Annotated in this window: 17 protein-coding genes; 10 read left to right on the top strand and 7 right to left on the bottom strand. The window is 52.8% G+C overall.

Going from position 1 to position 16,095, the window contains the following annotated elements; translation table 11 throughout:
* Positions 1 to 32: 32 nt before the first annotated feature.
* Together L1278_RS04265 and L1278_RS04260 are read left to right on the top strand one after the other, a co-directional pair.
* Positions 33 to 845 carry a metallophosphoesterase gene (locus L1278_RS04265; RefSeq protein ID WP_253401257.1) on the top strand — a complete coding sequence of 271 codons (813 nt, stop codon included), beginning with the start codon at positions 33 to 35 and terminating at the stop codon, positions 843 to 845.
* Between the two features lies 1 nt (position 846).
* On the top strand, positions 847 to 1,431 hold the full coding sequence (locus tag L1278_RS04260) for a hypothetical protein (RefSeq protein WP_253401255.1): 585 nt from the start codon (positions 847 to 849) through the stop codon (positions 1,429 to 1,431).
* A gap of 83 nt (positions 1,432 to 1,514) precedes the next feature.
* On the opposite strand, the gene L1278_RS04255 is transcribed toward L1278_RS04260, so the two are convergent.
* Positions 1,515 to 1,997, bottom strand: a complete 483-nt coding sequence (locus tag L1278_RS04255; protein WP_253401253.1) for a GAF domain-containing protein — start codon at positions 1,995 to 1,997, stop codon at positions 1,515 to 1,517.
* Positions 1,998 to 2,072: 75 nt separating this feature from the next.
* The gene (gene ribD / locus L1278_RS04250; RefSeq protein ID WP_253401251.1) at positions 2,073 to 3,125 is read right to left on the bottom strand and encodes a bifunctional diaminohydroxyphosphoribosylaminopyrimidine deaminase/5-amino-6-(5-phosphoribosylamino)uracil reductase RibD; all 1,053 of its coding nucleotides are present in this window, start codon (positions 3,123 to 3,125) and stop codon (positions 2,073 to 2,075) included.
* 206 nt (positions 3,126 to 3,331) lie between these two features.
* On the opposite strand from ribD, the gene prmC reads away from it, so the two are divergent.
* The 5 genes from prmC to rfbA all read left to right on the top strand — a co-directional run bounded on the left by prmC (position 3,332) and on the right by rfbA (position 7,910).
* Complete coding sequence (gene prmC / locus L1278_RS04245; protein ID WP_253401249.1) at positions 3,332 to 4,186, top strand: peptide chain release factor N(5)-glutamine methyltransferase; 855 nt, start codon at positions 3,332 to 3,334, stop codon at positions 4,184 to 4,186.
* A gap of 162 nt (positions 4,187 to 4,348) precedes the next feature.
* The gene (locus tag L1278_RS04240; protein ID WP_253401247.1) at positions 4,349 to 4,786 is read left to right on the top strand and encodes a PH domain-containing protein; all 438 of its coding nucleotides are present in this window, start codon (positions 4,349 to 4,351) and stop codon (positions 4,784 to 4,786) included.
* Between the two features lie 58 nt (positions 4,787 to 4,844).
* Positions 4,845 to 5,876 carry a UDP-glucose 4-epimerase GalE gene (gene galE / locus L1278_RS04235; RefSeq protein WP_253401245.1) on the top strand — a complete coding sequence of 344 codons (1,032 nt, stop codon included), beginning with the start codon at positions 4,845 to 4,847 and terminating at the stop codon, positions 5,874 to 5,876.
* A gap of 3 nt (positions 5,877 to 5,879) precedes the next feature.
* A complete protein-coding gene (rfbB, locus tag L1278_RS04230) occupies positions 5,880 to 6,929 on the top strand; it encodes a dTDP-glucose 4,6-dehydratase (protein WP_253401243.1) in 1,050 nt (349 codons plus the stop codon).
* A 105-nt stretch (positions 6,930 to 7,034) separates the two neighbouring features.
* Complete coding sequence (gene rfbA, locus L1278_RS04225; protein ID WP_253401241.1) at positions 7,035 to 7,910, top strand: glucose-1-phosphate thymidylyltransferase RfbA; 876 nt, start codon at positions 7,035 to 7,037, stop codon at positions 7,908 to 7,910.
* A gap of 92 nt (positions 7,911 to 8,002) precedes the next feature.
* Here rfbA and chrA read toward each other — a convergent pair whose 3' ends face one another.
* Both chrA and L1278_RS04215 read right to left on the bottom strand, forming a co-directional pair.
* A complete protein-coding gene (gene chrA / locus L1278_RS04220; RefSeq protein WP_253401239.1) occupies positions 8,003 to 9,172 on the bottom strand; it encodes a chromate efflux transporter in 1,170 nt (389 codons plus the stop codon).
* 65 nt (positions 9,173 to 9,237) lie between these two features.
* A complete protein-coding gene (locus L1278_RS04215; RefSeq protein ID WP_253401237.1) occupies positions 9,238 to 10,221 on the bottom strand; it encodes an isopenicillin N synthase family oxygenase in 984 nt (327 codons plus the stop codon).
* Positions 10,222 to 10,319: 98 nt separating this feature from the next.
* Between L1278_RS04215 and L1278_RS04210 the strand changes: the two genes are divergently transcribed.
* Together L1278_RS04210 and L1278_RS19500 are read left to right on the top strand one after the other, a co-directional pair.
* A complete protein-coding gene (locus L1278_RS04210; protein ID WP_253401235.1) occupies positions 10,320 to 11,156 on the top strand; it encodes a hypothetical protein in 837 nt (278 codons plus the stop codon).
* A 181-nt stretch (positions 11,157 to 11,337) separates the two neighbouring features.
* A complete protein-coding gene (locus tag L1278_RS19500; protein WP_256488438.1) occupies positions 11,338 to 11,460 on the top strand; it encodes a hypothetical protein in 123 nt (40 codons plus the stop codon).
* A 4-nt stretch (positions 11,461 to 11,464) separates the two neighbouring features.
* Here the strand turns inward: L1278_RS19500 and floA are convergent, their stop codons facing one another.
* The 3 genes from floA to proS form a co-directional block, all read right to left on the bottom strand.
* Entirely contained in the window at positions 11,465 to 12,451 is a 987-nt protein-coding gene (floA, locus tag L1278_RS04205) for a flotillin-like protein FloA (RefSeq protein ID WP_220627511.1), read from the bottom strand.
* 9 nt (positions 12,452 to 12,460) lie between these two features.
* Positions 12,461 to 12,934, bottom strand: a complete 474-nt coding sequence (locus L1278_RS04200; RefSeq protein WP_253401233.1) for an NfeD family protein — start codon at positions 12,932 to 12,934, stop codon at positions 12,461 to 12,463.
* A gap of 209 nt (positions 12,935 to 13,143) precedes the next feature.
* Complete coding sequence (gene proS, locus L1278_RS04195; RefSeq protein WP_253401230.1) at positions 13,144 to 14,622, bottom strand: proline--tRNA ligase; 1,479 nt, start codon at positions 14,620 to 14,622, stop codon at positions 13,144 to 13,146.
* 185 nt (positions 14,623 to 14,807) lie between these two features.
* On the opposite strand from proS, the gene L1278_RS04190 reads away from it, so the two are divergent.
* The gene (locus tag L1278_RS04190) at positions 14,808 to 16,082 is read left to right on the top strand and encodes a hypothetical protein (protein WP_253401228.1); all 1,275 of its coding nucleotides are present in this window, start codon (positions 14,808 to 14,810) and stop codon (positions 16,080 to 16,082) included.
* Positions 16,083 to 16,095: the final 13 nt, after the last annotated feature.

Below are 16,095 nucleotides of genomic sequence, written 5' to 3'. Positions count from 1 at the left end.
ACAAAAGCATGATCACGGCGTCACTAGCACCTATGAAATATTTTTACCTCCTGTTCCTTTTGCTGAGCCTGGCCCTACTTCCGGCCTGCGAAGAGTTGTTCGAATACCACCCGAATCAGATTATACTAAACGAAGACGAGCGAGACCTGACCGCACGCAACCTGGCGCGACTGCAGACCCAGCAGCCCGGCGACACGCTGCACCTGCTCGTAATGGGCGACACCCAGCGCTTCTATGATGCCGCCAACGCTTTCGTCGACAAAGCCAACACGTTTCCCTACATCGATTTCGTCATTCACCAGGGCGATATTTCTGATTTCGGCATGTCGCAGGAATTCCGTTGGGTGCACGACATCATGAAAGGGCTGAAGTGGCCCTACTTGACCGTAGTCGGCAACCACGACCTGCTGGCCAACGGGCGCAAGGTATACCAGCAAATGTACGGCGACTTTAACTACACCTTCGACTACGGCCATACCCGCTTTGTCTTCATCGACACCAACAGCCTGGAGTACAACTACAATGGCAAAGTGCCCGATATTGACTGGCTGAGCAGCCAACTAATGCATCAGAACGGCGATAACTGGGAGCAGGCAATTGCGGTGTCGCACATACCGCCGTATGACAATGATTTTGATACAGCCCTAGAAAGAGCCTTCCACAACACATTAAAAGACAGCGAACGGGTGCAGCTGAGTTTGCATGGGCATATTCATAGCTTCAGAGCCGACTTTCGTTACGATTCTACCCTGCTATACCTGGCTACCTCCACCGTGAAGCAGCGCGAATTCACCTACCTGAGGGTATGGGAGGGGGGCTACGATTATAAGCGGATTGCCTACTAACATGGAGCGGATCTTTGTCATAGCACTCATTAGCCTGCTTCTTCTGCTTAGCCCTCAGGCGGTATACAGCCAGGATATGTCATTTTCGCCCTACCATGCCAAAGTACAGTATGCGGGCAGCATCGGGTTTGCGTCGGTAGGTATAGGGCGGAGCTTTTTTGACGAAAAGCTGGAGACGGACCTGTTTGTGGGCTACCTGCCGGAGAGCATCGGAGGGGACCATATCTGGACGGCAGCGCTTAAAGCCACCGCTATACCTTTTAAAGCGATACTTGTCAGGTCGCTGGACTGGCAGCCGCTACGCGCCGGTTTGCAACTGGGCTATACCTTTGGGGAGGAGTACTTTATTGTGGAACCGCGTGATAAATACGAGAAAGGCTATTACGGATTCCCGACGGCATTGCACCTATACCTGCACCTGGGTGGCCAATTGGACTTTGCCCGTGTGGAGAAACTGCAGCGGTTTGGGCTATATTACGAATTGAATACCAGCGCAGAGTACCTGATTTCGTACATCCAGAACCCGAAATACCTGAGTCCGGGCAAGATCTTTAACCTGGCGCTGGGCGTGCGGGTGAGGCTGTAGAATGCTTTCAGGTATAGCGTCAAAAAGAAATGGCCTTGTCTCAGAGCAGAGACAAGGCCATTTCTTTTGCTATTTAGGAAGGTTTAATACCAGCTTTCCACCAGCTTCATCAACTGCTCGAGGTACTTCTGGTCTACTTCATCAAAATCGTTGAGCTTGTCGCTGTCCACATCCAGCACGAGTTTCACTTCACCGTTTTTTATCACCGGTATCACGATCTCAGATTTAGAGTCGCTGCTGCAAGCGATGTGACCCGGAAAGGCCTCCACATCCGGCACTAGTATAGTTTCGCGGCGGGTATAGCAGGCACCACATACGCCCTTGTGGTAAGGTATACGCGTACAGGCCACCGGCCCCTGGAATGGTCCCAGCACCAGCTGCCTTTCTTTGTTGAAATACACACCCACCCAGAAGAAGCCCATGCCCTGGCGCAGGGCGGCCATCATGTTGGAAAGGTTGGCAATCAGGTCGGTTTCGCCGGTTACCAGCGCCTCAATCTGGGGAACGAGCGCTTTATATTTTTCTTCTTTGCTAAGGTTCTGGTCTACTATAAGTGATTCAGCCATAATGGGTAAGGTATAGGTATAAGTGCGCGATGGAGGAGATCTATACCTGTGCAGTATAGTCCTTTCGCGCAGGGTTTAAAAGTTAAGTTCTGAGATACTATTCCGGTAATGCAAAAGCCTGTCGGCGCCAGTGGTCTGTACTTCGATCAAGTGACTGTGCGCCATACCTGGAGCTGGCGTTCCGTCGCGCAACACCAAGCCCTCGCTTTTGAAACAAATCGCTTCGTCCCACAGGTTTTCCTTCAACAGACTTTTGATCAGGTAAGTGCCACCTTCCACGAGCAACGACAAGACCTGGCGCTGGTGCAGGTCCTGTAGCAGTTGTGGTAGCAGTGGCGCATCTTCGCGAAGCTGCACATAAGCCAGGTGCTCGTGCTGCTGCTCCCGGTGCTGGTAGGTATATACCACCGTCGGCAGGCTTTTGTCGAACAAATGCAGATGGTCGGGCAGTTGCAGCTTGCGGTCGATGACCACACGCAGCGGACTGTGCCCGGGCCAGAAGCGGGTATCGAGGCGCGGATTGTCGCAGGCCGCCGTGTGGCTGCCCACCATAATGGCCTGCTCCTCGGAGCGCCATTTGTGCACCAGCCTGCGCGACAGTGGGCCGCTGATCTGCACCTGCTGGTTGTTGGGGCCGCTGATAAATCCGTCTGCCGACTCCGCCCATTTGAGCAGAATGTAAGGCCGTTTATAGGTATGAAAGGTAAAGAATCGTTTGTTCAGTTCCAGCCCTTCGTTTTCCAGTACACCCACTTTTACCTGAGCTCCTGCTTCAAACAACTTCCTGATGCCGCGTCCGGCTACTTTGGGGTTGGGGTCCGTGTTGCAAACCACCACATCGCGCACACCGCTGCTGATCAGCAAATCGGCACAAGGCGGGGTTTTGCCAAAGTGCGAGCAAGGCTCCAGGGTCACGTACACCCGGCTTTTGGGCAGCAGGCTTTTGTCGGGCACATTGGCAATGGCATTGACTTCGGCATGCGGACCACCAAACTGGCGGTGCCAACCTTCCCCGATAATGCGCCCTTCGTGTACCACCACACAGCCCACCATCGGGTTGGGGTAGGTATAGCCACTGCCCAGTCTGGCCAGTTCCAGCGCACGCCGCATGTACAGTTCGTCAGTCAAGTTAGAAAGTTAAAAGTTACTGAATAAAATAGGTGCCCATCGTTCGGAGTACCATCTCTTTACTAAGTGTTCATCAGATCTGGATGTAGGCCGCTTTATACTTAAAAGGCTTGTTCCCTTTGTCTAAAGTTCTTTTGTCCGGATGCTTATATGCAATAAAATTTTACTTTTGCAAAGGTACCTAAAATCACACAAAACCTATACCTGTGGCCACCATACAGCAAACATCTCAACACATCCGCGAAAACATACAGGAGGCTTACCCTGAACCGGAGGCCGGCGCCATTGCACAGCTCGTGCTGGAGCATGTGCTACAGAAAAGCCGGATGCAGCTGAGTCTGGCCCAGCAGGAAGAATTAAATCCGGAGCAGGAAGCGCAGGTGCAACAGGCGGTGGAGCGATTAAAAAAACAGGAACCTGTGCAGTACGTGCTCGGCACCGCCCACTTCTACGGCCTCGACTTGCAGGTGGACGAACGTGTGCTGATTCCTCGCCCCGAAACAGAAGAGTTGGTGGATCTGGTCGTGCGCGAACACCAGGGACGAAGTGGTTTGCAGGTGCTCGATATCTGCACAGGCAGCGGCTGTATACCTTTGGCGCTGGCCGCTCATCTGCAGAACGACCGGGTATACGGATTGGAAGTGTCGGAAGGGGCGTTGAAAGTAGCCCGCACCAATGCCCGTCAGCTAAAGTTGCCGGTGGCCTGGCTGGAGCAGGATGTTTTCGAGCCAATACAAGGTATAGCGGCTCACTCTCTGGATATTATTACCAGCAACCCGCCCTATGTGAAGGAGCAGGAGAAAGCCCTGATGCGCGCCAATGTGCTGGCGTTTGAGCCCCATCTGGCCCTGTTTGTGCCCGACGAAGATCCACTGAAATATTACAGACGCATCGCGGAGGTGGGGGCAGATTTGCTTAAGAAGGGCGGACGGTTATACTTCGAAATAAATGAACAGTATGGTCACGAAGTGCGGCAATTGTTGTTGGAGGCCGGTTTCACGCAGGCGCAGGTAGTACAGGACCTTTTCGGCAAAGACAGAATCGTGAAAGGGGAGCTTTAAAATCCTTCTTTTGATTGAGCAGTGGCTTCTCCGGCCATACCACTGAGGCCGGGTCACTCGTAACAATAAATACATTTTAATATTATATTTTTGTGAAGGCCCGTTATAGAGCAGAATAAGTATGCGGAGCCGGGTATAGCTTAAGTGTATTGTAAACTTAGTATGATGAGCCAACCCAAGGTATACGCAGCCAACCGGAAAGGCCTGATCAAATTTATATTGATCGGGATGCTCTTGCTGCCAGTCGCTGTCTTCCTGCTCGACAGGGAGGCTTTTGCAGAGAAGCTCTATATGCTGCTTCCGCTACTTGCACCGGTTACCCTTATCGCCTGGGTTTACTTTGGCACTTTTTATTGGCTCCAGGACGGCAAGCTTAGGTATAAGTCCGGCCCCTGGAGAGGGGCAGTAGAAGTAGGGAGCATCACCCGGATAGAGGAAGGGAAAACGAGTTGGGTGGGGATGAAGCCAGCGCTAGCCCGTAATGGACTGGTGATTAGGTACAACCGCTTTGATGAAATATACATTGCACCGGAGCATAATCAGGAAGTGATCGCTGACCTATTGTTGATCAACCAGAACATACAAGTTGTAAAACAGTAGTTTGCCACCAGGCAGCTACAAAACGAGAAGGCTTTAAAAGAGCTTGAAAACAAATCATATGAAGAAGATTTTAGTGACAGGAGGGGCGGGCTACATTGGCTCTCACACCGTGGTTGAGCTGGTACAGGCAGGCTACGAACCCATCATCATCGACAATTTCTCCAACACCGAAGAGCGTTCTCTGCAAGGTATAGCCGACATACTGGGCAGTGAAGCTACCTGCCACCGCATCGACTGTACGGATACGGCCGCACTGCGCCAGGTCTTTGAAGAGGAAACAGGTATAGCGGGCGTTATCCATTTTGCTGCCTACAAGGCCGTGGGTGAGTCGGTGGAAGAGCCGCTCAAGTACTACCACAACAACGTGGGCTCGCTGGTGGCTTTGCTGCAGGTAATGCAAGAGTTTAACGTGAATAAGTTAGTGTTCTCCTCATCCTGCACGGTATACGGTATACCTGACAAGCTGCCGGTAACAGAGCAGACCCCGGTGCAGAAGGCCAACTCGCCTTACGGCAACACCAAGAAGATCTGCGAAGAAATCCTGACAGATCTGGCAACCAGTGGCAGCGATATGTACACGACTGCGCTGCGCTACTTCAACCCGATCGGAGCGCATCCTTCCGCCAAAATAGGCGAGCTTCCGTTAGGAGTTCCGAACAACCTGGTGCCCTTTATCACCCAAACAGCCGCAGGTACACGGGAGCAGCTAACCATCTTTGGCAACGATTACGACACCCCGGACGGCACCTGCATCCGCGACTACGTGCATGTGGTGGATCTGGCCAAAGCACACGTGGTGGCAATTGAGAGGCTCTTGTCCGGCAAGGCTGAAAACATCGAGTTCTTCAACGTGGGCACAGGCACGGGCAACACGGTGCTGGAGGCTGCGCAGGCTTTTGAGCGTGCCACCGGCGAGAAACTCAACTATAAGATAGGTCCTCGTCGCCCGGGTGATGTGCCAAAAATATACGCCGATGTGACTAAAGCGACGGAAGAGTTGGGCTTTAAGACCACCAGCACCTTGGAAGAAGCTATGAAAAGTGCTTGGGACTGGCAAATGCATTTGAAGGAAACAGCAAAGCAAGTATAGCTTATGAACTTACTGATCACCGGGGGAGCCGGCTTCATTGGCTCGCACGTGGTGCGGCTATTTGTGGAAGCTTACCCCGGCTACAACATCTTCAACCTCGACGCGCTCACCTACGCGGGCAACCTGCAGAACCTGGTGGACGTGGAGAGTAGGGAGAACTACACCTTCCTCAGGGGCGACATCACCGACGCCGCCTTCCTAGAGGAGATATTTTCTGAGCACAGATTTGAGGCGGTCATCCACCTGGCGGCCGAGTCGCACGTGGACCGCTCGATTGCCGGGCCGATGGCCTTCGTGCAGACTAACGTGATGGGCACAGTCAACCTGCTGGAAGCCTGCCGGAGACATTGGGCCGGCGACTACGAAGGCAAATTGTTCTACCATGTTTCTACCGACGAGGTATACGGCTCGCTGGGCACAGATGGGCTCTTCACCGAGTCCACGGCCTACGACCCGCGCTCGCCCTACTCGGCCTCCAAGGCCGCCTCGGACCACTTCGTGCGGGCCTGGCACCATACCTACGGCCTGCCCGTCAAGCTCAGCAACTGCTCCAACAACTACGGTCCCAACCATTTTCCCGAGAAGCTGATTCCGCTTGCGATCCACAACATCAAGAGCGTAAAGCCCGTGCCCGTGTACGGGAAGGGCGAGAATGTGCGGGACTGGCTTTACGTGAAAGATCACGCGCGGGCCATCGACTGTATCTTCCACCGAGGCAAACTGGGTGAGACTTACAACGTGGGCGGGGTGAACGAGTGGCGCAATATTGATTTGATAGAACTGCTTTGCGACGTGATGGACGAGAAGCTAGGAAGGCAGCCGGGCGAGTCGCGGAAGCTGATCACCTTCGTGAAGGACCGCGCCGGCCACGATGCCCGCTATGCTATCGACTCCTCCAAACTGATGGATGAGCTCGGCTGGGAGCCGTCAGTGACTTTTGAGGAGGGCCTGCGCCTGACCGTGGACTGGTACCTGGCAAACGAGGACTGGCTTGCAGAGGTCACCTCGGGTCACTACCGCGACTACTACCGCGAGCAATACGAGAAGCGGTAAATGGTTATATGGCTGGAAACTGGACGACGCTATGGCTGACAGCAGTAGCTAGTGCCGGTCGGCCAACTAAAAATTTAACCATTCAACAATTTAACAATTGAATTCATGAAAGGCATTATTCTGGCTGGTGGCTCCGGCACCCGCCTGCACCCCCTGACGCTGGCCGTGAGCAAGCAGCTCATGCCCGTCTACGACAAGCCCATGATCTACTACCCGCTTTCGACTCTTATGTTGGCCGGAATCCGGGAAATATTGATTATCTCCACGCCCCACGACCTGCCCCTGTTTGAGCGCTTGCTCGGGGACGGAAGCCGGATCGGCTGCAAGTTCTCCTACAAGGTGCAGGAGGTACCCAACGGGCTGGCACAGGCCTTTGTGATCGGGGAGGAATTCATCGGGGATGATAAGGTCGCATTGGTGCTGGGAGACAACATCTTCTACGGGGCCGGGATGGGGGCGGTGCTGCGCCAGAACGCCGACCCCGAGGGCGGCGTGGTCTATGCCTACCACGTCCAAGACCCTGAGCGCTACGGGGTGGTCGAGTTCGACGAGAGCGGAAAGGCCGTCTCCATAGAGGAGAAGCCGCGGGAGCCTAAGTCAAACTACGCCGTGCCTGGCCTCTACTTCTACGACAACGAGGTGGTCAGCATCGCCAAAAATCTGGAGCCTAGCGCTAGGGGCGAGTACGAAATTACGGACGTTAACCGCGAGTACTTGAGACGCGGCAAGCTGAAGGTGAGCGTGCTGAATAGGGGCACGGCCTGGCTCGATACGGGCACAGTAGCTTCGCTGATGCAGGCGGCCACGTTTGTACAGGTGATCGAGGAGCGGCAGGGGCTCAAGATCGGCTGCATCGAGGAGGTGGCCTGGCGCATGGGCTTCATCGCAGACGAGCAGCTAAAGGCCGCAGCCGAGCCATTGCGAAAAAGTGGCTATGGTGAGTATTTGCTTCGCATCATGAAAGAAAAAACAATACGGTAGGTATAGCTCAACCATTTTAACAGGAAAGCTGCCTGTGCAATTGCATGGCAGCTTTTTATTTAGGTATAGCCTGAATACAGGTATAGCGAGCGTTAAAATATAAAGCCTAGCGCAAAGCCTACCAGGATAATGATGGGCGCAGGTATACGGGTGAAAAGCAAGACACAAAAGGTGGCCACTACAATGCCGAAATTAAGCGGGGTATTGTCGATGGGATGGTAAAGCATAATGGCTGCCGCCACCACCATACCTGAACTGACGGCATTAATGCCTTCCAGCGATGCCCGCACAACCCTGTATTTTTTCAGGTCGTCCCAAAAACGAATTACGAAGAAGATAAGGAATGTGCCGGGCAGGAAAATGCCGACCGTGGCTACCAGTGAGCCCAGCAGCTGTCCCCATACCCCATGTTCCCGCATAGCCAGGTTCCCGATAAAAGCGCAGAAGGAAAAAACCGGCCCAGGAAGGGCCTGCGCAACAGCAAATCCGGACAGAAACTCTTCACCTGTCAGATATTTTTTAAAGTCGACAAACTCGGTGAACATCAGGGGGATGAGTACCTGCCCGCCCCCAAATACCAAGCTGCCGTTCCGGTAAAAGTTCTCGAACAGTCTGATTGGAAGGGATGAGGTGGCCCCACCCAGCACAGCTGCTACGATCAGTACTGCCACATAGAGGATAAAGTTTGCCCACTGTATGCGGAGTTTTTTGTCCTTCTCCTGCGGATGCTGTCTGAAGCGGAGCGCCGTAATAGCCCCTCCGGAAATCAGGAGTAGAGGGTATACCCAGGGAGAATGGAAAAAGTAGGCCAGTATACCGGAGACCACCATAATGCCAATGGCCAGCTTGGTATTGACTACTTTGGAGCTGATGGCATAGGCTGCATACGAAACGAAACCAACCGCCATGGGCTGTATAAAGCGCAAAAAATCAAGCGAGATGTTATTTTTCTGCATGTAGGAAATGCCCAGTGCCGCAGCAGCCATTATGCAGGAGGCAGGCAGTAACCATACCAGTAGGGTCAGGTAAGCCAGGTTGGGTCCGCCGATGCGATAGCCAATAGCTGTGAGGGTTTGCGTGGAGGTGGGGCCAGGCAATATCTGGCAAAGGGCATTGAGTTCGATGAGTTCCTGCTCCGTTAAATAGCGGCGCTTGTTCACCAGCAGCCGGAGCATCAAAGCGATATGCGCCTGCGGTCCGCCGAACGAGGTCAGGGCGAGCAATAGTACGTCTTTCAGGAAGATGTAGTAGCGCAGACTCATGCCGTAGGTTCAAAAAAAGAGAGACAGCGCGGGCACCATCTCTCTTCTTACTGGTTTCAGTTCAGTTAAGCTTTTTTAAGTCCCAGTTCCACCAGGCGCTCGTTCAGGTACTCGCCTGCAGTAGCATCCGGATAGGCTTTTGGGTTTTGCTCGTCAATGCAACTTTCCAGGCAGGTCAGGTCCATTTCAGAACGGGGGTGCATGAAGAACGGAATAGAGTAGCGGGAGGTATGCATCAACTCACGCGGAGGGTTTACCACACGATGAATGGTCGACTTTAGCTTGTTGTTGGTCAGGCGGGCCAGCATGTCGCCCACGTTCACTACCACTTGCTCTGGCAGCGCCGTTATCGGAATCCACTTGCCATCGCGGCGCAGTACCTGCAGACCGTCAGCACTGGCACCCATCAGGAGCGTGATCAGGTTAATGTCGCCGTGCTCTGCGGCACGCACTGCATCAGCCGGTACACTGTCCGGGTTTTCGATCGGGAAGTAGTGGATCGGACGCAGAATGCTGTTGCCATACTTTACTTTGTCATCGAAATAAGTTTCTTCTAAGCCCAGGTGGATGGCGATGGCGCGTAGTACCTGCTTGCCGGCTGCCTCCAGTTTGGTGTATGCTTCCAAGGTAGTTTCTTTCAACTCCTGTACCTCGGCTGGCCAGATGTTCTCCGGATATTCTGCTTTAATCGGGTCGTTGTCAGGTATACCGCTCAGTTCCTGACCCACGTGATAGAACTCTTTCAGGTCACCGGTGTTGAAACCCTTGGCCTTCTCTTTCCCCTTACCCACATAGCCTCGCTGGCCGGCCAGTTCAGGGTTTTCATACTTCTGCTTCACCTCATCTGGTAAGGCAAAGAATTTTTTAACGGCTGCGTAGAGTCTTTCCGTCAGGTCATCGCTCAGGCCGTGGTTTTTCAAGGCGATAAAGCCAATGTTCTGATAAGCGTTTCCCAACTCCTGCACAAAACGCGTTCTGCGCCCCTCATCCCCCGATGTAAAATCAGCCAGGTCCAATGAAGGAACTTCATCAAACAAAATCTCGCTCATATAGTCTTTTTTGTATACTTTTACGTTAATATTACGTAGTGCGCAATATACAAATAAAAACAGTATATTGGCTATTTGCTAATTCAAACCCCCTCTAGATGAAAAAAACCTACTTACTCTTTGCTTCGGCCCTTATGCTGGCTTTTGCTTCCTGCGACACCACACGCCAGATGCAGGATGATGAAACACGCACCCCGGTGATGGCAACCACCACAGGGCCGACCCCGACGGGAGCCGTGATGAGCAAAGGCGGATTGCGTGTGTTCGCTTTCGACGATTCCCAGAAATACCCGGAGTCCCAGCTGCGACTGAATACTCCTCCAGAGAACGGCGTAGTACAGCCTGGCCCGGTTGAGTTTGTATACGAACTGTCTAACTTCCAGCTCACGCGCATGACGCCTCACTCCAACTCGGAGTTGATGGCTAACTCAAAGGAGGGACAGCACATTCACAACATCGTTGACAACGAGCCTTACACCGCTCACTACGAGACTTCCTTCACGAAAGAGATGGAGGAAGGCGAGCACGTAGTGCTTTCTTTCATATCGCGCTCTTACCACGAAAGCCTGAAGCACAAAGGCGCTTACGACCTGCGCATGGTGACAGTGGGCCGTCCGCAGCAGCGCATGGACTTCGACATGGAGGGGCAGCACATGTTCTATAGCCGTCCGAAAGGCGAGTACGTAGGCAGCGACACCCGACGTATTATGCTGGATTTCTACCTGGTGAACACCGACCTGTCGACTACCGGCAACAAGGTGCGTGCGACGATCAACGGCAACGAGTTCATCCTTGACAAGTGGATGCCACATATTATCGAAGGCTTGCCAATGGGCGAAACCACCATTAAGCTGGAGCTGATCAACAACGCCGGCGCTGTTATACCTGGTCCTTACAACACAGTAACGCGCACGATCACGCTGAAAGAAAGCTAAGATTTAAATTGACGTAACGCATAAACGGACAAAAGCCCGTAGCCATAAGCGCTGCGGGCTTTTGTCTTTTAGCAGGTATAGGTATGTATGAGTACAGGTATAGCTAAACTGCTCTGAATGCGTCATCATACACTACCATCTGCTATAGTCTATTGTTACCTGTAACACCGCTACTTAGAGTTTGGTAGTCGGATACCGCTCGGTGGCAGGAGCCAACAGAAAGCACAAAAACCAGTCTGAATTGGCCAAAAACAACAGCGGCTATACCTGCATCAGGTATAGCCGCCATTGTTATGTGTGCTAAAGATTTATTCCTTCGGTTTGTTTGGTCCGCCCTGACTAGGGTTGGCAATAGAGTTGCGCATATCAGTGTCTGACTGAATGTTCTGCATCTTGTAGTAGTCCATGATGCCGAGGTTACCGCTACGGAAGGCCGCTGCGATGGCCTGCGGAATCTCTACTTCGGCTGCGATAACGGAGGCACGGGCCTCCTGTGCCTTGGCTTTCATTTCCTGCTCCACGGCAACAGCCATGGCGCGTCGCTCTTCAGCTTTTGCCTCGGCTACTTTCAGGTCGGCGCCTGCCTGGTCGATCTGTAGCTTAGCACCGATGTTCTCTCCTACATCAATATCGGCAATATCAATAGACAGGATTTCGTAAGCCGTGCCTGCATCGAGGCCTTTCTGTAGCACTAGTTTCGAAATCATATCAGGGTTTTCCAGCACGCTCTTGTGCGATGCAGATGAACCGATGGATGTTACGATACCCTCACCCACACGAGCCAGAATCGTCTCCTCACCAGCACCACCTACCAACTGCATAATGTTGGCGCGCACCGTTACACGGGCTTTGGCGATGAGCTGAATACCATCCTGCGCTACAGCGGCCACGTTGGGTGTATTAATTACCTTCGGATTTACAGAAGTTGTCACGGCCTCAAACACATCACGACCTGCCAGGTCAATAGCTGTGGCTTGCTTAAAGGAAAGCGGAATATTGGCTTTGTCAGCTGAGATAAGCGCCCGGATTACATTGGGTACATTACCGCCAGCCAGGTAGTGAGTTTCAAGTTCGGTGGTGGTCACGTCTATACCTGCCTTGGTGGCATTGATCATGGAGTTGACGATAAGGCTTGGTGGCACCTTGCGGATGCGCATGAATACCAGCTCCAGCAGGCCTACTTTAACGCCAGAGAACAGTGCCGTAATCCAAAGACTGATGGGAACAAAGTAAAGGAAGATGAACAGCAGGATGATGCCGCCCGCAATGAGGAATAAGAGTGAAAAATTTTCCATTGAGTTGTTTTAGGTAATTGCTTCTACTGTGATTTTATTCGCTACTATTTTGATGATGCGCACGGGCGTATTGGGTGGCAGAAAGGTGCCGGTTGACTGTACTTCGTGACGCCGCTCCTTAAAAATGGCCGTGCCCTGTGGGCGCAGCGCCGATACGGTTATACCTTCTTCGCCTACCTCCAGCAAGTGGGGGTTTTCTTCGTTCACCCGGCTTTTATTACTGTCTTTGAGCGCAAACCGCGACCAGGCGTCCGACCTGAAACTGTAGAAAAGCGTCAGCCCTCCGGCTATAATCGAGCCTGCTAATACGAGATGCCCCGTTTCTGTACCCAAGGCGGCGTAGCTGATCCAGACGCCCACACCTACCAGTATAACGCCCAGAACGCCCACAATGGTAATGCCCGGCACGAATATGAGCTCCACCACGATCAGGACAAGGCCGATGCCAATAAGCAGCACTACTGTAAGCCAGTCTATGAGCATAGTTTTGGAGTTGGTTTAGGTAAATATAGCAAATAATTGATAATTGTTGATTGTTAATTGTTGGATACCGATAGCAAAGGGAAGTATGTATGGCGTAGCAGCGGGTGAAATCCGGACTGGACAGAAAGTAAAAGCGCCGCCTCCCTGTCTGGAAAGCGGCGCTCTTTGTATTCAGCAGCTGAAAATAATCAGCCAATATCAATCAACAATTAGTAAGCTTTTGCGAAGTACACTCTCTGTTTCGATGGCTTTCCTGTAACCATGTCCACACCGTCTTCTTCCGGCGTATCCAGGGCTATGCAGCGGATTGTAGCTTTGGTTTCCTCCTTGATGCGTTCTTCGGTCTCCGGTGTGCCATCCCAATGGGCCAGCACAAAACCGCCTTTGGTGTCGAGCACCTGCTTGAACTCCTCGTAGCTGTCTACTTTGGTGGTGTGTTCCTCCCGGTAGTTCAGCGCGCGGTTGTAGATGTTCTCCTGAATCTCCTCGAGCAGGGCGGGAATGTAGGTTGCCAGGCTGTCGAATTGCTGGGTGCTCTTCTCCTTGGTGTCGCGGCGGGCGACTTCGGCCGTGCCGTTCTCCAGGTCGCGGGCACCAATGGCGATGCGCACCGGCACGCCCTTCAGCTCCCACTCGGCAAACTTAAAGCCAGGTCGCTCGGTATCGCGGTCGTCGAACTTCACGCTGATGCCTTTGGCCATCAGTTCTTTTCGGAGCTGCTCTACTTTCTCGCTGATCTGGGCCAGTTGCTCTTCGCCTTTGTAGATCGGCACTATCACCACCTGGATTGGAGCCAGTTTTGGAGGAAGTACTAATCCCTCATCGTCGGAGTGAGCCATCACAAGCGCACCCATCAGGCGCGTACTCACACCCCACGAAGTGCCCCATACGTACTCCAGTCCACCTTCTTTGGTGGCAAACTTCACATCAAAGGCCTTTGCAAAGTTTTGGCCCAGGAAGTGGGAAGTGCCTGCCTGCAGGGCCTTGCCATCCTGCATCAAACCTTCGATGCAGTAGGTGTCGAGGGCGCCGGCGAAGCGCTCGTTTGGTGTTTTTACCCCGCGGATAACCGGCAGGGCAATGTATTGCTCAGCAAAGGTGGCGTATACCTCCAGCATCTGCTTGGTTTCAGCGATAGCCTCCTCAGCGGTAGCATGGGCTGTGTGGCCCTCCTGCCAGAGGAACTCCGTCGTGCGCAGGAACAGACGCGTACGCATTTCCCAGCGCACCACGTTTGCCCACTGGTTTATGAGCAATGGCAGGTCGCGGTAGCTCTGGATCCAGCCTTTATAAGTGTCCCAGATCACGGCCTCAGAAGTTGGTCGAACAATCAGTTCTTCTTCAAGTTTAGCATTCGGGTCCACGCGCAGTTTTCCAGGCTTGTCAGGATCTGATTGCAGACGATAATGCGTCACAACGGCGCACTCCTTGGCAAAGCCTTCAGCGTTCTGCTCCTCGGCCTCAAATAAGCTCTTGGGCACAAACAGCGGGAAGTACGCATTTTCATGGCCCGTAGCCTTGAACATATCGTCTAGCTGACGTTGCATTTTTTCCCAGATGGCGAATCCGTATGGCTTGATAACCATACAGCCGCGAACGGAGGAGTTCTCCGCCAGACCGGCTTTTTTCACCAGTTCGTTATACCATAAGGAGTAGTCTTCGCTTCTTTTTGGCAGCCCTTTACTCATTTTTAAAATTATTTATTGTATATCCGTAATTGTAAATCTTTTTGGAATGAATATTGCTCTCCACATAGAGAAGATTTAAAATCATTCCGGCCCAAAATTACGTTAATATATTATACTATTGATAAGGTTTTGCGCTATTGTGTTTATATCTTTGATATAGAAGCATTTTAGAAACACAGAAGGCCATGAAAAAAATAAACATATACACCGCAATAGCCCCTGTGATTGCACTTTTCGCGGTTGGTTGCAGCAGCCCGGTAGCTATGCAGTCGACGGAGTATGATGATATGTATTACAGCTCATCAGACCGTACCGAATATGTGCAGCCTCAGGCTCAGGCTCCCCAACAGCAGCAATATGCTTCTGCCGAGGAAAACCAACAGGCCGCCACTGGTGATGTCACGCAGAACTATGCCTCCGACGAGTACTACGACGGACGCACCTATCGCCCACAGGCAACCTGGAATAATCCGAACTACGCCTATGTGGACCCGTACTGGACATCTTCTTACGTTCACCGCAGTGTAAGTCCGTATTACGATCCTTACTATTATGACCCTTTCTATGATCCTTACATGTATGATCCGTTCATGCACAGAAGAAGCGGCTTGCACGTGAGCATCGGTTTGGGTATGGGCTGGGGCTCTGGCTGGAATCGCTGGGGACACCACTATGGTATGTATGATCCATTCTGGGGTAACAGGTACTGGCCATACAATAACTACTATGCAGGCTACTATAATGGGTATAACCGAGGCTACTATGGCGGAAACCGCTTTATCTATGACCGCCCGGTAGTGGTGCAGCAGCGTCAGGTACAGTACGGACCGCGTGGCGAGCGCAGTGTGGTGCCGGCAACCGGCAACCCGGAGCGTGTAACTGGCCGGCCAAACCGATCAGAAGCAGTTAGCAACGAGCAGCGCACACAAGGTGCAGACTATGCCCGCCCAAGCAGAACAGAGCGTGCCAACGGCAATACGAATTCAAGAACCCAGGAGATCAACGCAGGAGAGAACTCCGGCCGTGCTTTGCCAGCCAGACCGGCAACTACCAACCGTGGTTACGATCCGCAGAGCGGCCAGGTGAGGCCATCGCGCCAGCAACCTGAAGGTCAGCAGCCTGTGCAGCGCATAAATCAGTCAAGAGAAGAGTATGTGTCGCCAGCTACGCAGCCACGGGAGCGCCAGCAGCGTATACAGCAGCCTACACAACGCCAGGAGAGAATACAGCAGCAGCCAGTACAGCGTCAGCAGATTCAGCGTGAGCCAGTACAACGCTCGCAGCCAAGCTACCAGCGCAGCCAGCCGGTGCAACGTTCTCAACCAAGTTACCAGCGTAGTGAGCCGGTGCAGCGTTCGCAGCCGAGCTACTCGCCACCATCCAGAAACTCTGGTACATCAAGCCCTCCGGCACGAACTAACTCCAGCGGCGGTGGCCGTGGAAATAGAGGAGGAAACTAACCACTAACCACTA

It is taken from the genome of Pontibacter sp. HSC-36F09 (assembly GCF_024171605.1).
Classification (GTDB): Bacteria; Bacteroidota; Bacteroidia; order Cytophagales; family Hymenobacteraceae; genus Pontibacter.
Note: the sequence above shows the minus strand (reverse complement) of the source record. Positions and strands in the feature narration are given on the sequence as shown.